This is a genomic window from Dokdonia sp. Dokd-P16 (assembly GCF_003095655.1).
Taxonomy (GTDB): Bacteria; Bacteroidota; Bacteroidia; order Flavobacteriales; family Flavobacteriaceae; genus Dokdonia.
The window spans coordinates 406,338-426,022 of record NZ_CP029151.1; the positions used below are offsets into that span (position 1 = coordinate 406,338).

Genomic DNA, 19,685 nt, shown 5'->3' on the forward strand with positions numbered 1-19,685 from the left:
ATCTTTATGAGTTGTTTCCCTTCTTGCATTATTGTTTACGTATTCTAGAGAGTATGCGCTCGCTTACGAGAAGTACTAAAAGCAACACCCAGAAAGTACTTGACATATCTGCTTTTACCTCTTTTTTCTTGGATATAGCGGGTATATTAATGGTTTGCAGTTGCTCTAAACTCATTACCCGATTATCAAGGTCTGCTATTTGTGTATTTAACTCTTGGTCAAGATTAAGCCATGTAAGTAATTGTGTTACTAGCGGCTCTTCGGTAATGAGTTTTGGCGTTAGTTTCTTTGTCAGTATCGACGTAGTTGCTGTAGGTCCTGGTTCAATAAGCGAATTTGCGATTTCTCCTGGACGATAATATAACGTAGGCGTATCGCTAGCTACCATAGGATTATCACTCAAGTCAATCAAATAATCTAGAGTCGTTGCATCTATTTCTTCTCTATCTGAAACAGTGGTAATTGTAATCTCTCTCTGAGTAAACTGACTAATCGCACGTAAGGCAGCCTCTAGATAACTACGTTCGGCATCATGTTTTTTATTATAGATAATTGTAATCTCAATAGGAAAATACTCTTTTATAGCAATGGTTCTAGAATTACCATTCGTTCTGATCTCGACGCTGTCTTTTGCAAGATTTAATGCTGCATCACGTATCGCTACTTTCTCTTTATTTATACTAAGTAGTTGCGCCTCGCTTAACACATTAATGATTTCTAAACTATCCTTACGAGCAATTGCGACTAGTGACTGCTCATTCTGTCTGGAAGTTTCCACAGGAATCCAAGTGATATTTTTTTTTATAGTGGGTCTTTTGCCTTTTAACGCTTTCGCGAAAGCGTGTGTAAAAACCACAATACTATCTGCAGCTAACTCTTCCATCTCTATAGCGAGCTGCCAATAATTAGGCACCGCCTCTTTATTTGTTATTACATCTCCAGTCTCCCACAGTGGAAAATCTTCTTGTAATAATCGCCTTCCTTCCATCGGTATTTGTGCAAATCTCGCCAGACCATCTACTGTGGAAAGTAACGAAGGTTCGAAAAGATAAGCAACCTCCTCCTTATCGGGAGCTTTTGTAATATGAGGTTCTGCAAGAATCACAACTAGCGTGCTAATGATCAAGCAACGCAATAGTAGCAGCCACCATTCATTTAGCTGGATACTATTACTCTCTTTAGATTTTGTGGGCGCGATAAATTGTATACTGCCCACTTTTATGGTGCGCACCTTCTTGCGGCTCCACATGTGGATGATAATTGGGATCGCGAGTGCGAGTAGTCCCCAGAGATATGATGGCTGTAGTAGTATCATATCAAAAAATAGCGCTACGCTTTTTTAAGAATAAGTGGAGTGCTTCGCCAATATGGTCTTCTAGTGAAAATAACTCATAGTCAATACCGCTAGCAAGTAACGCTTCCTTAGTAGTTTTTATAGATTGCTCTAGCGCTTCTAAATAAGTAGTTTTTGCATCCTTTGCGTTAACTTTCACCTTTGCACCAGTTTCAAGATCTTCAAAAATCACTTGTCCTTTGTAATCAAATTCTAGTTCGCTCTTGCCCAGCAAGTGCAATACTGCGACTTCGTTTCTGGCAGTTTTAAGCTGTTTAATCATTGTTATAATTTCCTCATCCTTTTCATAAAAATCTGTAATAAAGAATATAAGCTCCTTATGACTACGATTGTGGAGCTTCTCACTAGCCAACTGTTGAGGCCAAGAGCCTTGATTTTTTAATTGCAATAATTGGTACAAGAATCTATTAAAATGCTGCTTCCCAATAGCCGGCTGCAATGCTTCTAATTTTTGATTGTTTACCGTAAGCAAACCTATCGCATCGCCTTGCGTTTGTGCTAGGTGCGCAAGACTTGCCACTAGTACATTTGCATACTCGATTTTTGAAATATCATCTTCCTTATGAAGCATAGACATACTTGCGTCTACTATAAATCTCACAGAAATATGAGTATCTATCTCTGACTGCTTGATGTAATATCTACCAGAACGAGCAAGCATTTTCCAGTCTAGTAACCTGAGGTCATCACCAGGCTCATACCCTCGATACTGACTAAATTCTAATCCAGCCCCTACTCGCCTACTTTTATTGAGTCCAGACAAATAACCGTCTACGATAACGCGCGAAATAAGTGATAATCCAGAAACTCTGTTTATCACTTCGGGTTTAAGTAGCGATTTATAATCGTCTTTTGGCATAGTCTTCTTTGCTGCTATTTTGGTGATTAAGCTAAGTTTATTTCTCTAAGTAAGTGAGTCGTTACTTGGTCTGATGTGATCCCCTCGGCCTCGGCCTTGAAGTTGACAATCACTCTATGACGTAATACTGGTAAGGCCACGTTTTTAATATCATCTAGCGTTACTGCCATTCTTCCTTGTGAGAGTGCTCTGGCTTTTGCGGTGAGTATCATAGCCTGCCCAGCTCTTGGACCTGCGCCCCAGCCTACCCATTGTTTTACATATTCATTTGTAGTGTTATCTGGTCTCGTTGCACGTACTATCGTACTTACAAATTCAATAAGATTATCGCTTATGGGCACCTCTCTTACAAGTTGCTGTAATCGTAAAATATTTGCTCCTGTGAGTACAGGATGTACTGTTTGCTTAACGCCACTCGTAGTACTTTTTAAAATATGAGTTTCCTCTGCTGCTGTAGGATATCCTATTTTGATGTAGAATAAGAAACGGTCCTGCTGCGCTTCTGGTAATGGAAATGTACCCGATTGCTCAATAGGGTTTTGAGTTGCGAGAATGAAAAATGGACGCTCAAGACTATAGGTTTTACCCGAATAGGTTACCTCAAATTCTTGCATCGCTTCTAGTAATGCAGCTTGTGTTTTTGGCGGAGTACGGTTAATCTCATCTGCTAGGATGATATTTGCAAAAATAGGTCCCTTCTTGAATTCGAAAAACTTTTTACCTGTAGCCTGATCTTCTTCCAAAATCTCTGTCCCAATAATATCTGAAGGCATTAAATCTGGCGTAAACTGGATACGTTTAAAATCCAAGTCTATTGCCTGCGACAAGGTGCGAATCATCAAGGTTTTTGCAAGCCCCGGAACTCCTTCAAGCAATGCATGACCACCAGCAAGAAAGGTAATAAGCAATTGCTCCACCGTTTCCTCCTGACCTATAATCACCTTTGCGATCTCTTTCTTAAGATCCTTAAGCTTTCCCGTAAGTGTGGTTACTTCTTGTTGTAATTCGCTTAGTGTGTTATTCATAGTGTTACCTTATTAAATCTCTGTTCCGAATTTTCTTTCCCCGATCCTAAAGGGTGGAAAATTCTGGACTTGTTTGTTCTTTCCAATATTATATTCTTAATCTTAGCTTCTCCTGCAAAAACATCATTCTCTTTCTCTTAGCTACTCCTGCAAAAACATCTCCCCTAACCCCTCTTCAAAGAGGGGAATTTTTATGTTGTTTTTTGCAAAGCAAAAGCAACTTTTCTTCGCAACAGTGTCCCTCTTTGAAGAGGGAATCAGGGAGATGTTTGCGGGTTGTTTTCACTTCGCGAAAAAAGTTCACCTTCTCCTTCCGAATTTTCTTTCCCCAACCCTGAAGGGTGGAAAATTCTAGGTTTGGTTTTTCTTTCCAATATTATATTCTTAATCTTAGCTTCTACTGTAAAAACATCTCCCCTAACCCCTCTTCGAAGAGGGGAACTTTTATGTTGCTTTTTGCAAAGCAAAAGCAAACTCTTCTCGCAACAGTGTACCTCTTTGAAGAGGGAGTCAGGGAGATGTTGGTGATCTATGATGTCAACGCATACATCACGATATTCACTCCAAATCTGGTGTTATCAATTTTATACCAACGTTTGTTTCTAAAATCGTAATCCCACTCGCAGCCGTAGTCTTTGTTGCTGTACAGTACTCCTATTCTTCCATTGACTTCAATGGCTTTTAAGTATTCATGTACAAGATCATCTCCCCAGCCGTTTAGTTCTTGACTTGTGGTGGGTGGACCGTCTTCAAACTCAAAGAATACGTTATAAATCTCGTGATCGTTAGGTATCTTTTTGAGTGCATCTTGACCAAAAATCTCTTCCATCTGGCGCTCAAATGATTTGGCAAATAATCCATCGATGTCATGATTGCAGTCATCTGCAAAAACAAAACCTCCGTTTTCTATATATTTTTTAAAATTCTCTTTTTCCTTCTTAGTAAACTGTACAAGCTTATGTCCTGAGATGTAACAGAACGGACATTTAAAAATCTCATCACTCGCTAGTGAGATAATGTTCTCCTTAGTATCTACTGCAAGAGTGGTATACTCTACCAATGAGTTGAGCAAATTAGATGGCATACGCTGATCTACGTCCCAGTCTCCAGATTCGTATTGCAAACGCGTAAAGAAGAATTTGTTATTCATTAGTTTGTTCTAAAGCTTAAAATTAGATTTTCAAGTTCACACAAATCTTTTTTACCATATTCATCTGTACTCACAGAAAGGTTTAACGTGTAAAACCAGTTTTCGGTAGGATATTCAACAGTCACATAAAGAGATAAAGATTGCACCGAATCAGTATTAAAATCTGCTAAATTCCAAAGAGATTCCTGACCATTAACAACAATGCGCCCCGACTCGATAATGTTAAAATTTGCTTCAATATCAGTTTGAGTATTCTCTTTACTAAGCCAATTCTCAGCTTTCGTTAGTTCAATAACACTAAAGGTTTTAAAATTATCCCCATCAACTAAGCCTACCGTGACGCCATTACCTAAATAATCTTTATGAAAATATGGCGCCCAATCTTCATTTGGAACCTCAAAACTAAATCGCCCAATATTATCATCTACTCTAATCCCTTTTTTCACATCTATCTGTTTACACAGACAATTAGTTAAAAAAGCAGATTTTTCTTGACAGGACATGATTAAAAAACAAACTAATAATAACGAAAATGCAACTATTTTCAACGTGATGACATCTCCAGATTAATATTTTCGCGAAAGCGAACCTAAAATAAAAACTGGCTACCACTTTTGTGATAACCAGTTTTATATAATTTATACGTTTTTATACAGCATCTGAAAGACTGGTAAAAGTAAAGTCACGTATTTTCATATACGGGATTAAACTACCATCTACGCGTACTTGCTTGCCAAGAGTTTCTAGATTATTAAGCATAATAATAGGACTCTCATTAAAGCGGAAGTTCTTTACAGGATACTTGATTTTTCCGTTCTCAATGTAAAAAGTTCCGTCGCGGGTGAGACCTGTATATAATAGCGTTTGAGGATCTACAGAACGTATGTACCATAGCCTAGTAACGAGGATTCCTTTCTTTGTAGACTTGATGAGATCTTCTAGAGATGCATCACCACCACCCATGATAAAATTACTAGGAAAAGGGACTGGCTCTACGCCTTTTTCTTGTGCCCAGAAACGATCATACGCAAGGTTTTTTACCACTCCGTTTTCTATCCAGCTCGTCTTTTTAAGCGGCTGCCCTTCTCCGTTCCAAGTACCTGCTGGCACTTCTTCATTAAGAGGGTCTGACCACAGGTTTACACGCTCATCTACAATTTTGACACCCATCTTAGTGCCTCCACCTTCTTTAGACATGAAGCTTCTTCCCTCATCTGCAGATCGTGCACTTATAGAACCACCTAAGCCTTCTAGTAGTCCTAATCCAGCCGATGGCTCAAGAATCACGGTGTACTTTCCTGGCTCGATTGCTTTTGCTTCTCGAGACATTACTGCCTTATCAATAGCAACTTTTGAAGCTTCGGCTGCGTCAAATTTTGACACATCATTAAAATCTCTTGTCACCCATCCAGAACCGGTACCATCATTAGATCGCATGGTTACTGTAAACTCAACGTTAGTCGACTTGTTATAAGCAAACAGTCCGTTAGAATTCATCATCGCGCTAAAGCCTGCACCACCATCGAGAAAACCAGCTGCGGTTACATCATTTGCTTTGGCAGGTTGAATGCTGCTCTCTGCTACTTGTGCTCTATACTCTGGAGTCATGTTTGCCGTAGCTTCTACATACGTTTTAGACTCCTCATAGGTTTGTGGCCCTAGTGGCTGCATGAACTCAGGATTTTCTGGAGCAAGCTTTGCTAGTTCTTCTGCACGTTTTACCACTTTTTCAAGTGACGCATCATCAAACTCGTCTATGGTTGCTGTACCTGATTTTTTACCAAAACTTGCAGTGACCGCAAGACTCTGGTTAGACTGGTGCCCTGAGGTAGAAACAGAGTTACGTGCATAACGGATGTTACCACTCTCGCTACCGCCTAAATTTATAACGCAGGCATCTGCAGTAGAGAAGCTCATTGCTTTCTCCATCACTTTTTTTGCCTCTTCTTTTGAAAATATTCCCATTGTGTTTCTTCTTTAAAAATTGACGATTAAACGTTACGACCCGTGTTGATCACATTAATATCATTAAATCGTGTCGTGGCACTTCCATGTGATACTGCGCTCACTTGTGAAGGCTGCCCTTTCCCGTCGAAGAATGATCCAAAGAGACGGTAGTCACTCTGATCACATATTTTTGCACAAGAGTTCCAGAACTCCTGTGTATTAGATTGGTATGCTACATCATTAAGCATCCCAACTATTTTTCCATCCTTAATCTCGTAATACATGGTACCACCAAACTGGAAGTTATATCGCTGCTGGTCTATAGAATAAGATCCACGACCTGCAATGTAGATTCCTTTTTCTACATCCTTAATCATATCATTAATAGAATACGGCTCTTTACCTGGCTCTAGCGAGATATTAGGCATACGCTGGAACTGTACATCGTTCCAACTTTGAGCATAACAACATCCATGAGATTCGTTCTGATCTATCATTTGCACTTGGTCACGTATTGCTTGGTAATTTACCAGCACACCATTACGTATGATATCCCATTGCTTGGTTTTTACACCTTCATCATCCCAGCCTACAGCTCCTAGTGATCCCACTTGTTGCTTATCTGCCACTATGTTTACAAGGTCGCTACCATATTTAAAGTTTTTAGACTTCCACTTATCTATGGTTGCAAAACTTGTTCCTGCATAATTTGCCTCATATCCAAGTACACGATCTAGCTCTGTAGGGTGACCTACAGACTCGTGAATGGTAAGACCTAAGTGATTAGGCTCTAGTACAAGATCATATTTTCCAGCATCTACAGACTTTGCCGTAAGCATTTCTTTAGCCTGCTTTGCTGCCATGGCAGCATCTTCTATAATATCATAGCTATTTCTATATAATTTTAATCCTTGTGGTCCTTCAAGTTTTTCTGACTCAAGACCATCTAGGTATTCGTAACCAAGTCCCATAGGAGCACTCATCGCTTGGCGAGTTTTAAACTTACCACCACCTACAGCCGTCACGCCAAATGTAGGCCAAATACGATGTACATCTTGATCAATATATGACCCTTCGGTAGAGGCAAAATACTTTTGCTCATTTACCATAAAGAGTGCAGAGTTTACAAAGTTGGCTCCATTAGACTGCGCAGCAGCATTTGCCGTAAGCAACAACTCTACCTTCTCAGATACCGGTACTTCTTTAAAGTCTTTTTTTATTGGCGTTTTCCAGCTCACCTCACCGTAGGAAGCTTCTGGAGCTAGCACTACTGGGTTGGTTTGGAATTTTGAGTTAGCCTTAGCAATTGCTACAGCTTGCTCTGTTGCCTTCTGGATACCATCTGGCGTTACATCATTAGTAGATGCAAAACCCCAAGTACCATTTGCAATCACGCGTATCCCTATCCCAAAAGATTCGGTATTTACAACGCCTTGCACTTTATCTTCACGTGTGCGCACAAACTGGTTTAGGTATCTCCCTATTCTAGCATCTGCATATGAAGCACCTAAACCTTTTGCCGTATTAAGGGCGACATCTGCCATTTGTTTTTTAAGCAGTACGTCCATTCCTGGTTCGAGCAGTGCTTCTGTTGGGATATTGTTTCCCAGCATCATCGATGGCACCATTAAGGCACCTGCTCCCATACCAGCGAGTTGGACAAAATTTCGTCTTTTCATAAGGTCTTAGGTTTTGTTGAATTGTTTGTTTTATTGCGTTTTTAACATATAATTATTAAAAGCAGTATAATATCAGAATTTATGTTAAGGTGTCTTGTAGGATAAATGCTAATTATATCTTAAAATTTTACTCTTTCGCGAAAATGTGATTTCTCAAACATATTCTCCATTCATATAAACAGAGGGTACAGCCGATTAAAATTGTGCATAAAAGTTGAAATCCTAAAGAAACCACGTAGATTTATAAAAAAGACTGCTTTGGAAATAAATAAACACACACTTATAAGCCTTTTAGGAATAGGAGCATTTGGTCTATCCTCAATTTTAGAATTCGCTCACTTAATCAAATATGTGCTAGAACAATTTCTAATAATTTATTTCTCTAATTCGATAAGTCCTTTATGGGTACCAGAAGTAATGGGCACCATTATTTTTACAATCGGTATTATATTATGTTTGAAACTTGTCAAATCAACCATTATCATAAATGATAAGAAATGGTTGTTTAGTTTGATTTCAATATTTTTTATAATTATGCTATTACAATTTCTATCATCCTTCTATGGAACTGGTTTTTTGATTAGTACTTTTCCAACTGAATTTGACAACTACTATGAGCTAAAAAAAGAAAATTTAAAACTTCTAGCAAACCTAGCATTAGCTCCTATATTTAGATATGTAATCGTGGCTATTGTTTTAATTTGGGAAGTAAAAAATCATGATAATGCACATATAGACAATCCAACACGAAAAATGTAACCATGCTCCACACCATCCAAAACGAAAACCTCATCTGTACTATTACTTCTAAAGGTGCAGAGATACGTTCCTTAATTAATAAGGAGACTGGTGAAGAATACATCTGGCAGATAGACCCTTCTGTATGGGGAAGTAGTTCGCCGGTGTTGTTTCCTGCGATTGGTAATGTCAAGGAGAATAAATAGAAAACCCTCGATTCATAAAAGAATCGAGGGTTTAATACTAAATAATTAAAATTCTATTCTCTAACTTATCTGTATTGATTAATAAATCGATAAGAAAGCTTACAATTCTCAATTATCTTTTAATCATCTTTTTTAGTACGGTTTTACTGTCTGTTCCCTTTATTTCTAATATGTACAAACCAGAAGGTAATCTAGACACATCAAAGCTCTTACTAACAGAACTACTACTAAACACATATTTCCCAGACATATCATAAATTTTCAAAGATTGTATTTCTTTTGAAAAATAAATAAAATCTATTGTAGGGTTAGGATAAAATTCAAAACTCGGAGCAACTATTTCTTCAGTTGAAAGAGTAGGATCCGAAATAGTGACTACCGTAGAACAGGTGGATATATTACCACTCAAATCAGTAATTGTTAGCGTAATTATATTATCTCCAACGTTGTCTACAGTAAATGTGGTAACATCAATTGTAACAGATTCAATAGCACAATTATCGCTCGACATATCATTAATGTCAGCACTAGTTATTGTCGCTGTACCTGAATCATCTAAATCTAGGGTAAATGGCGCTACACAATTTGCAGTTGGTGCAACTGTATCTTCTACCGTAACTGTTGCTTGAGCTGTATCAGTATTTCCAGAAGCATCTGTTACTGTTAACACCACCGTTTGTGGTGTTCCTACACTAGCACAATCAAATGTGTTTGGACTAACTGTCAATGTACTAATAGAGCAGTTATCCGTAGATCCGTTATCAATAGCGGATGCTAAAATTGAAACTGTTCCTGAAGCGTCTAGCTGTACGGTAATATCTTGAGCAATTGCAGTTGGTGCAACTGTATCTTCTACCGTAACTGTTGCCTGAGCTGTATCAGTATTTCCAGAAGCATCTGTTACTGTTAACAACACTGTTTGTGGTGTTCCTACACTAGCACAATCAAATGTGTTTGGACTAACTGTCAATGTACTAACCGAGCAGTTATCTGAAGATCCGTTATCAATAGCGGATGCTACAATTGAAACCGTTCCTGAAGCGTCTAACTGTACTGTAATATCTTGAGCAATTGCAGTTGGTGCAACTGTATCTTCTACCGTAACTGTTGCCTGAGCTGTATCAGTATTTCCAGAAGCATCTGTTACTGTTAATACCACCGTTTGTGGTGTTCCTACACTAGCACAATCAAATGTGTTTGGACTAACTGTCAATGTACTAACCGAGCAGTTATCTGAAGATCCGTTATCAATAGCGGATGCTACAATTGAAACCGTCCCTGAAGCGTCTAGCTGTACGGTAATATCTTGAGCAATTGCGGTTGGAGCCATCGTGTCTTCTACTGTTACTGTTGCCTCGGCAGTATCACTGTTTCCAGAAGCATCTGTTACTGTTAACACCACTGTTTGTGGTGTTCCTACACTAGCACAATCAAATGTGTTTGGACTAACTGTCAATGTACTAACCGAGCAGTTATCTGAAGATCCGTTATCAATAGCGGATGCTACAATTGAAACCGTCCCTGAAGCGTCTAACTGTACTGTAATATCTTGAGCAATTGCAGTTGGTGCAACTGTATCTTCTACCGTAACTGTTGCCTGAGCTGTATCAGTATTTCCAGAAGCATCTGTTACTGTTAATACCACCGTTTGTGGTGTTCCTACACTAGCACAATCAAATGTGTTTGGACTAACTGTCAATGTACTAACCGAGCAGTTATCTGATGATCCGTTATCAATAGCGGATGCTACAATTGAAACCGTCCCTGAAGCGTCTAGCTGTACGGTAATATCTTGAGCAATTGCGGTTGGAGCCATCGTGTCTTCTACTGTTACTGTTGCCTCGGCAGTATCACTGTTTCCAGAAGCATCTGTTACTGTTAACAACACTGTTTGTGGTGTTCCTACACTAGCACAATCAAATGTGTTTGGACTAACTGTCAATGTACTAACCGAGCAGTTATCTGATGATCCGTTATCAATAGCGGATGCTACAATTGAAACCGTTCCTGAAGCGTCTAACTGTACTGTGAGATCTTGAGCAATTGCAGTTGGAGCCATCGTGTCTTCTACTGTTACTGTTGCCTCGGCAGTATCACTGTTTCCAGAAGCATCTGTTACTGTTAACACCACTGTTTGTGGTGTTCCTACACTAGCACAATCAAATGTGTTTGGTGTAACTGTCAATGTATTAACCGAGCAGTTATCTGATGATCCGTTATCAATAGCGGATGCTACAATTGAAACCGTCCCTGAAGCGTCTAACTGTACTGTAATATCTTGAGCAATTGCAGTTGGTGCAACTGTATCTTCTACCGTAACTGTTGCCTCGGCAGTATCAGTATTTCCAGAAGCATCTGTTACTGTTAATACCACCGTTTGTGGTGTTCCTACACTAGCACAATCAAATGTGTTTGGACTAACTGTCAATGTACTAACCGAGCAATTATCTGATGATCCGTTATCAATAGCGGATGCTACAATTGAAACCGTTCCTGAAGCGTCTAGCTGTACGGTAATATCTTGAGCAATTGCGGTTGGAGCCATCGTGTCTTCTACTGTTACTGTTGCCTCGGCAGTATCACTGTTTCCAGAAGCATCTGTTACTGTTAACAACACTGTTTGTGGTGTTCCTACACTAGCACAATCAAATGTGTTTGGACTAACTGTCAATGTACTAACCGAGCAGTTATCTGAAGATCCGTTATCAATAGCGGATGCTACAATTGAAACCGTCCCTGAAGCGTCTAACTGTACGGTGATATCTTGAGCAATTGCAGTTGGTGCAACTGTATCTTCTACCGTAACTGTTGCCTGAGCTGTATCAGTATTTCCAGAAGCATCTGTTACTGTTAACAACACTGTTTGTGGTGTTCCTACACTAGCACAATCAAATGTGTTTGGACTAACTGTCAATGTACTAACCGAGCAGTTATCTGATGATCCGTTATCAATAGCGGATGCTACAATTGAAACCGTTCCTGAAGCGTCTAGCTGTACGGTAATATCTTGAGCAATTGCGGTTGGAGCCATCGTGTCTTCTACTGTTACTGTTGCCTCGGCAGTATCAGTATTTCCAGAAGCATCTGTTACTGTTAACAACACTGTTTGTGGTGTTCCTACACTAGCACAATCAAATGTGTTTGGACTAACTGTCAATGTACTAACCGAGCAGTTATCTGATGATCCGTTATCAATAGCGGATGCTACAATTGAAACCGTTCCTGAAGCGTCTAACTGTACTGTGAGATCTTGAGCAATTGCAGTTGGAGCCATCGTGTCTTCTACTGTTACTGTTGCCTCGGCAGTATCACTGTTTCCAGAAGCATCTGTTACTGTTAACACCACTGTTTGTGGTGTTCCTACACTAGCACAATCAAATGTGTTTGGTGTAACTGTCAATGTATTAACCGAGCAGTTATCTGATGATCCGTTATCAATAGCGGATGCTACAATTGAAACCGTCCCTGAAGCGTCTAACTGTACTGTAATATCTTGAGCAATTGCAGTTGGTGCAACTGTATCTTCTACCGTAACTGTTGCCTGAGCTGTATCAGTATTTCCAGAAGCATCTGTTACTGTTAATACCACCGTTTGTGGTGTTCCTACACTAGCACAATCAAATGTGTTTGGACTAACTGTCAATGTACTAACCGAGCAATTATCTGATGATCCGTTATCAATAGCGGATGCTACAATTGAAACCGTTCCTGAAGCGTCTAGCTGTACGGTAATATCTTGAGCAATTGCGGTTGGAGCCATCGTGTCTTCTACTGTTACTGTTGCTTGAGCTGTATCACTGTTTCCAGAAGCATCTGTTACTGTTAACAACACTGTTTGTGGTGTTCCTACACTAGCACAATCAAATGTGTTTGGACTAACTGTCAATGTACTAACCGAGCAGTTATCTGATGATCCGTTATCAATAGCGGATGCTACAATTGAAACCGTCCCTGAAGCGTCTAACTGTACGGTGATATCTTGAGCAATTGCAGTTGGTGCAACTGTATCTTCTACCGTAACTGTTGCCTGAGCTGTATCAGTATTTCCAGAAGCATCTGTTACTGTTAACAACACTGTTTGTGGTGTTCCTACACTAGCACAATCAAATGTGTTTGGACTAACTGTCAATGTACTAACCGAGCAGTTATCTGAAGATCCGTTATCAATAGCGGATGCTAAAATTGAAACCGTTCCTGAAGCGTCTAACTGTACTGTGAGATCTTGAGCAATTGCAGTTGGTGCCATTGTATCTTCTACGGTTACCGTTGCCTCAGCAGTGTCTCTCTTTCCAGAAACATCTGTTACTGTTAACACTACTGTTTGTGGCGTTCCTACACTAGCACAATCAAATGTGTTTGGTGCTACAGAAATTGAGGCAATCTCACAATTATCTGTAGAGCCATTATCTATATCACTTGCTTGTATAGTAACATTCCCTAGTACATCAAGTTGGACAGTAATATCATTTGCGCTAGCCACAGGTGCTTCAGTATCATCTAATGTTCGACCGAAAGCTCTTTGAGAAAATCTACTAGTATCATCTGCTGCGCAGATAGATTTAACAGAAACCCTATATGTTCTACTTGGGGTTAAATCTTGTACTATATAAGGATTAGAAGAGGTATTTAAAGTAAATGACTCTGAAGTACCAAGTTTTTCAACTAATACTTCCCAAGAAGTTGCAGAATTATTCTCAACCCAGCTCAACTCTAATGAAGAACACCCCACATTATCTACTGTGAGACCACTAGGGGCATCACACGTTGCTAATGTTCTAAAACTACGTGTAGACCACAAACTAAAACCATCTGTAAGACCGCAGTTCGCTCTGACGTAAAGCACATAATCTGTATCCTTTGTCAAATTAGAAATTTGATAATTTGTGACAGCTACCATAGTTCCTGAAGAAGGCTCTGGATCTCCCACTTCTAAGACAGCTACTTCCCAAGAAGTCTCCGCATCACCAGGAGACCAATTAAATTGAGCGCTATCTAACGTAATATTTGTGGCAGCTAAGGAAATAGGCTGTGGACAAACGGCTGGAGTCTTAAAAAAAACTTGAGATGAAAACTCACTAAGCTCACCTGATTGACAATTAGAGCGTATAGCAATACTATACTTAGTATCCTGATCTAAACCCTCAAGATTAAATGGATTGCTGTTTGCATTAACTATTGCAGTATTTTGAGTATCGCGATTAGTTACTAGAATATCCCATTGAACTTCGTTCTGAGCGTTTGTCCAAGTAACCGATGCTGTTGTCGGTGTCAATAAATTTTCATCTATATCTAATGAAGATGGAATCCCACAAGATGGAGGTATATATTCAAAAGTATAACGAGTACCTTCACCTGGATAATTTGATGTTGAAATTACATTATTAGAAACTGTGCTGCTAATTGTGGCTGTTGCACCTGGAGTCACACTCAAAAAGCTAAGGGCAGAAGAAAATTCAGTATTGAAACCAATACTAGCTGTTTGATTAGTTGTTGCAGAATTTGGGCCGTATAGAAAGCTAATCTTATTGGTAGTCTCTTCAAAAATCACCCTAAAACTAACTTCAGAACCCTCTACATCTCCCCAAAGAACATTTTCCCATTCCACAGTATATGTTCTATTAGGAGCAATTCCTTCAACTAAAGTTTTTTGTTTAGCAGTTGTATTGTTTTGTGCAGCTCTGATGTTATTATCCCATAAAGGTGCTATTATTGAAGTAGCTCCATTACCGTCTTGCTGACCAAGGTCTGCTAGATCATTCGGTTGCGGCTGTACTGATCCTACAGTTAATGCACCATTATTTTGAAACCTCATATTGCCAATCTCCTTGCCGGCATACTGAAAGTCAAATGGGAGGATAACATTTCCAACTGTAAAGCGGGAAAGCACCCTTTCATTTGCTCCTACTAGAGGCTCATAAGTCTCTAAACTCTCTGAGAAAGCGTAGTTGTTTTCAATCTGAGCATTAATTGTCACGGTTGCTAAAAGTGACAGTAAGCAAAGTAATCTTAATGTAATTTTTTCCATACTCTTCAGAATAATTTTCGTTAAAAATTTTCGTGAAAATAGGATAATTCTTACAAATAATATGCAATCTGTAAGAATTATCCATCAAAAAAAAGCTCAATATCAGAATAATAGGGCGCTGACATAAAAAATCAACTATAATAATAGTAATGTAGAACACCCCACATACGTCCTGATAAAGGAAAAACTATAAACTCAGAATTTATTAATTCCCTAACTTTATTGCGCATATTCAACACACTCAACCATGCTCCACACCATCCAAAATGAAAACCTCATCTGCACTATCACGTCAAAAGGGGCAGAAATACGTTCTTTAATTAATAAGGAGACTGGTGAAGAATATATCTGGCAGATAGATTCTTCTGTGTGGGGAAGTAGTTCGCCGGTGTTGTTTCCTGCGATTGGTAACATTAAGGAGAATAAGATGGTTTTTAATGGCGAAGACTATGCCATGACTAAGCATGGAATTATAAGAAATAATGAGCAGCTTGATTTTCAGCAACAAGACGCGTCTAGTTGTTCTTTTACGCTCACAAGTTCAGATGAAACCTTACGACAGTATCCATATAAGTTCCATTTTCGCGTAAGCTTTACTCTTGTTGAGTATCGATTGTTAATGACATATACGGTTACAAATAATGATACCGTGCCTATGCATTTTGCCTGTGGTGGTCACACTGCTTATGCTTGCCCGCTGGATGAGCATACTGCACTATCTGATTATATCATTGAGTTTCCAGAGCCACTTAATCTTGAGTCTCGCACGCTAGGAAATAGCGGATTATTATCTCCTAAAAAACGATCTATCAAAACTAATGGCGGACTCTTACCACTCTCAAAAACGCTTTTCAATGAAGATGCCCTCATCTTTACAGACATTACTCATGACTGGGTACGACTGCGTAAAAAAGATAAAAAGAAAGGAGTCATCGTGCGCTTTAAGGATTATCCTAACCTTGCTTTATGGTCAAAACCCGCTGCAGATTATGTGTGTATTGAACCGTGGTTAGGGCTTCCAGATAGCGAAGATGAAAGCATTGATATCACTAAAAAAGGTTCTTATAAAACGCTCGCGCCAGGTGCAACATTTGATATCACTATTGAAACCGAAATAGAGCAAAACTGACTGCCGTGACACACTGACCACTTCTTAAATTATAGCTATCACGCATTCTGATTATTAAAAAAAACGAGCGATAAAGCAGAAAAGTAGTATCTTCTTTCCATATTATATGCTTCTTGAGCGTACTTGATATTCTAAAAGCACTCATTTAACTATTGCATTATTATGAAAATAACAACTACACTCTTAGTACTATGTATCGCTACCACAGCTTTTTCTCAGCGTGAGAAAACAAAAAAGCCTGGGGTTTCATTTAAGATATCTACAGAAGCTGTCGCTCAACCATCTGAGAAGCTCAATAATGTGCTTGATTATTTTGAAGATCAAGATCGATTAACACGGGTATTGAATGCTCCATGTAATGATTGCGATACTACCGTAGACCAACTAGAAAAGCAATTTATTCTGAATAGTTTAAAGGAGATAAAGCAACATTTTGCTTCTAAAATCTCTATAGATGAACATGATTTTTTGAGAATAGAAGGACATCAAGGAAAGGTTTATAAGACAAAAGAAGAGGTGATAAACGCATATCAAGAGCACCTAGCTATTGAAATCAAAGAGTTACTCATTAAAATACAAATAAACGAAAAGGAGATTGAAAAACATAGACTGGCACCTATACCTCCTCCTGCAATTTTAGAAGATAGAATGAAAGCAAAAAAAACAATCAATAAAAACGAATAGCGCAATGCCTTTTATAGTAGAAACCCCTCCTTATTTTGTTGCATTAGCTTACACTGGATTTGCTATCTCACTTATGGCATTTATTCCCGTGTATTCAAAAAAAATAAAAATCACTTACATCATACCGCTACTACTATTAGGTATGATATTATACTTTGCGGGTGCACCTCTTCCTTGGCCAGATCCGCTATGGGAATTAGAAACAGGTAAGATTGTAAGTGAAGTTATTGTGATCATAAGTCTTATGACGGCTGGGCTCAAAATAGGCACTAGCTATAAATGGAGTGACTGGAAAAAACCGTTGTCACTGGTAGCGATTACAATGCCGCTATGCATGATTGCCATCTTTGCTATTGCTCATTTCTTACTAGGACTCAATGGTCCCGTTTCTTTATTACTCGCTGCAGTCCTTGCGCCTACAGATCCCGTGCTTGCTAGTGAATTACAACTAGAAGAACATCAAGATTTAGAAGAAAGAAATACAGGTTTACGGTACACGCTTACCGCAGAGGCTGGTATAAATGATGGGCTAGCTTTTCCATTTGTCTTTCTAGCTATTTTATGGAGTGAAGCTAGCAGTTTTCAAGAAATAAACTGGATGCATTTTATAAGCTATTATGTCTTATTTAAAATTATAGGTGGTCTCTTAGTTGGCGCCTTAATAGGCTTTATATATAGCTGGGTGGTACAATACCATAGTAAAGAACATCAAAAATATATACTCAATGGTTTTATTGCGGTCGCACTCACATTCTTCTCCTACGGTCTAGGAGAAATACTCAGTACCTACGGTTTTTTAAGTGTGTTTGCTACTGGTGTATTTATGCAATATCACTGCCGAAAATCTACAGAGGATAATATAAACACCTCCATGCTGCACTTTGCAGAAGAAACAGAAAAATTACTCGTCGCATTATGGACTATCTTTTTTGGTGGCGCACTAGTCTCGGGTATTTTATCATACACAGATGTAAATGGTATCATAGCGAGTCTAGTTATTGTGCTAGTATTGCGACCTATTTTCGGGTATTTCGCCATGCTTACAACAAATTTTTCAGGAGCAAAAAAGTGGGCTATTAGTTTCTTCGGGATACGCGGTATAGGGAGTTTCTTTTACCTTAGTTATGCTTTGATACACGGTAATTTTACAGAGTATGACGAGCTATTTGGCATTGTGAGTTATGTGATTCTCTTTAGCATTCTTATTCACGGACTTACGAGCCTACACGTGATTGATTATTTTAAGCGAACAAACAAAGCCGCTTAGCAATATCACTGTTGCTTATATATTTTATTGGCTTAAAGCCAAAATATCTTTTTCATCATGTTTATCACTACTATTGTAGTATTTGTCGTTTCTATGTCACTCGTTGCTGGTGCCTTATGGGGATTGTATGGAAGATTACCAAAAAAGACAGAAGGATTTCTCATTGCACTTGCTGGAGGAGCACTCATAGTATCTGCAGTGTTAGAGCTTATAGAACCTGCTATGGAGGATGGTGATGTACTGCTACCGCTCTTGTTTGTTTTTATAGGAGCTTTAGTATTTACAAGCTTAGATTTTTATGTAAAAGAAAAATGGAGTTCAAAAAGCGGTGGCGCAGGTCTTCTAGCAGCCATAACCCTAGACGGTCTTCCAGAGAACTTAGCACTAGGTGTTGCACTTATAAGCGCAGACCCACTTGCTGTTGCCGCTCTTTCTGGATCGATACTGCTATCTAATCTTCCCGAAGCTGCGGGAGGAGCAAAAGAAATGAAAGACGACGGAAGGTCTAAAAGATCTATCCTCATACTATGGACAGGGACTGCCATATTGCTTTCTGCCGCAGCACTTGTAGGTTACTTCTTTCTAGAAAATGTTTCTAAAGATATCCTAAACAATATACGGTGTTTTGCCGGTGGTGCTGTCGTAGCTTCACTTGCTATTGAAGTTTTCCCAAAAGCTTTTAAAGAAGATAAATACTGGACTGGACTCGCAACTGCTCTAGGTCTGGTCATTGCCTTTTACCTTAATAGTCTGTCATAAATAGTGCTTGCTTGACCACATGTTTTTGTAAGATGATTACAATAAATAACTAGCTTTGTAGCTCCTAGAATTACCACATATGATTGCAGCTGTTTCCCTATTCCTTATCATCACTATCTCTGTGTTGATCACTAAGATTTCTACTATCGCACTAGTACACACTGGTCTCTCAGAAGAAAGTGCCAAGTTTCAATCGCGATCTGCTTACACTGGTGCAGGCATAAGTTCGCAGGAAACAGAAAGCATTATGAATCATCCTGTACGCCGTAAGATTATTTACAACTTAATGCTCATAGGTAATGCCGGAATTGTTACTGCGATGTCATCATTGATACTCACCTTTGTGCTACCAGAATCTAATGCTTCTCGATTTTATGGGTTTTTAATCATTGTAGGCGGTATTCTAGTGCTATGGTTCGGGATACGTAGTAAATGGGTTAATCGCGGCTTATCTAAAGTAATTAATAGAATGCTCAAAAAGTATACAGACCTAGAGGTTCAAGACTATGCTGCTGTATTACATCTAAAAGACAATTTTAAAATTATAAAAGCTACCGTAGATACAGATGGCTGGATGTGCAATCGCACACTACAAGAGTTAGACTTACGAGAGGAAGGAATCACTGTGCTAGGTGTAGAGCGTGAGGGGACAGGTTATTTTGGATCTCCATCGGGTAATTTTAAAATGTTACCACATGATGAAGTAACACTCTATGGTAAGTCTGATGGCATTAAAAGTATCTACAATCGTAAGAAGGATCATTATGCGCATCTCGAACACAAGAAATTTGTAGAAAAAGAAGAAGAACGCAAAGCAAATGATGTAGAAAAAATAAAAACTACTACAGACTAAATCCACTACA

At 38.9% G+C, this 19,685-nt stretch carries 15 protein-coding genes; 7 read left to right on the plus strand and 8 right to left on the minus strand.

The window, feature by feature from the left end; all coding sequences use genetic code 11:
• Positions 1-28: 28 nt before the first annotated feature.
• The 7 genes from DCS32_RS01790 to DCS32_RS01820 form a co-directional block, all read right to left on the minus strand.
• Positions 29-1,315, minus strand: coding sequence for a BatA domain-containing protein (locus DCS32_RS01790; RefSeq protein WP_108876736.1), 1,287 nt, complete (start codon positions 1,313-1,315; stop codon positions 29-31).
• 1 nt (position 1,316) lies between these two features.
• Positions 1,317-2,213 carry a DUF58 domain-containing protein gene (locus DCS32_RS01795; RefSeq protein WP_108876737.1) on the minus strand — a complete coding sequence of 299 codons (897 nt, stop codon included), beginning with the start codon at positions 2,211-2,213 and terminating at the stop codon, positions 1,317-1,319.
• 26 nt (positions 2,214-2,239) lie between these two features.
• Complete coding sequence (locus tag DCS32_RS01800) at positions 2,240-3,238, minus strand: AAA family ATPase (RefSeq protein ID WP_108876738.1); 999 nt, start codon at positions 3,236-3,238, stop codon at positions 2,240-2,242.
• Positions 3,239-3,767: 529 nt separating this feature from the next.
• Entirely contained in the window at positions 3,768-4,388 is a 621-nt protein-coding gene (locus DCS32_RS01805; protein WP_108876739.1) for a DUF4159 domain-containing protein, read from the minus strand.
• Entirely contained in the window at positions 4,388-4,834 is a 447-nt protein-coding gene (locus DCS32_RS01810; protein WP_108876740.1) for a hypothetical protein, read from the minus strand. Before DCS32_RS01810 ends, DCS32_RS01805 begins: the two co-directional genes overlap by 1 nt.
• 202 nt (positions 4,835-5,036) lie before the next feature.
• Positions 5,037-6,353: a TldD/PmbA family protein gene (locus DCS32_RS01815; RefSeq protein ID WP_108876741.1), complete on the minus strand. Its 1,317-nt coding sequence runs from the start codon at positions 6,351-6,353 to the stop codon at positions 5,037-5,039.
• Positions 6,354-6,379: 26 nt separating this feature from the next.
• A complete protein-coding gene (locus DCS32_RS01820) occupies positions 6,380-8,014 on the minus strand; it encodes a TldD/PmbA family protein (RefSeq protein ID WP_013751485.1) in 1,635 nt (544 codons plus the stop codon).
• A gap of 258 nt (positions 8,015-8,272) precedes the next feature.
• On the opposite strand from DCS32_RS01820, the gene DCS32_RS01825 reads away from it, so the two are divergent.
• Both DCS32_RS01825 and DCS32_RS01830 read left to right on the plus strand, forming a co-directional pair.
• Positions 8,273-8,773 (plus strand): hypothetical protein, encoded by a 501-nt coding sequence (locus DCS32_RS01825; RefSeq protein ID WP_162533574.1) that lies wholly within the window; start codon positions 8,273-8,275, stop codon positions 8,771-8,773.
• A gap of 2 nt (positions 8,774-8,775) precedes the next feature.
• Complete coding sequence (locus DCS32_RS01830) at positions 8,776-8,958, plus strand: hypothetical protein (RefSeq protein ID WP_108876743.1); 183 nt, start codon at positions 8,776-8,778, stop codon at positions 8,956-8,958.
• 112 nt (positions 8,959-9,070) lie between these two features.
• On the opposite strand, the gene DCS32_RS01835 is transcribed toward DCS32_RS01830, so the two are convergent.
• Positions 9,071-14,983, minus strand: coding sequence for a fibronectin type III domain-containing protein (locus tag DCS32_RS01835; RefSeq protein ID WP_108876744.1), 5,913 nt, complete (start codon positions 14,981-14,983; stop codon positions 9,071-9,073).
• A 247-nt stretch (positions 14,984-15,230) separates the two neighbouring features.
• On the opposite strand from DCS32_RS01835, the gene DCS32_RS01840 reads away from it, so the two are divergent.
• The 5 genes from DCS32_RS01840 (at position 15,231) to DCS32_RS01860 (ending at position 19,675) form a co-directional block, all read left to right on the plus strand.
• Positions 15,231-16,112, plus strand: coding sequence for an aldose 1-epimerase family protein (locus tag DCS32_RS01840; protein WP_108876745.1), 882 nt, complete (start codon positions 15,231-15,233; stop codon positions 16,110-16,112).
• Between the two features lie 162 nt (positions 16,113-16,274).
• Positions 16,275-16,796: a hypothetical protein gene (locus tag DCS32_RS01845; RefSeq protein WP_108876746.1), complete on the plus strand. Its 522-nt coding sequence runs from the start codon at positions 16,275-16,277 to the stop codon at positions 16,794-16,796.
• Between the two features lie 4 nt (positions 16,797-16,800).
• Positions 16,801-18,063: a cation:proton antiporter gene (locus tag DCS32_RS01850; RefSeq protein WP_108876747.1), complete on the plus strand. Its 1,263-nt coding sequence runs from the start codon at positions 16,801-16,803 to the stop codon at positions 18,061-18,063.
• Between the two features lie 57 nt (positions 18,064-18,120).
• Entirely contained in the window at positions 18,121-18,822 is a 702-nt protein-coding gene (locus DCS32_RS01855) for a ZIP family metal transporter (RefSeq protein ID WP_108876748.1), read from the plus strand.
• A 79-nt stretch (positions 18,823-18,901) separates the two neighbouring features.
• A complete protein-coding gene (locus DCS32_RS01860) occupies positions 18,902-19,675 on the plus strand; it encodes a TrkA C-terminal domain-containing protein (protein WP_108876749.1) in 774 nt (257 codons plus the stop codon).
• Positions 19,676-19,685: the final 10 nt, after the last annotated feature.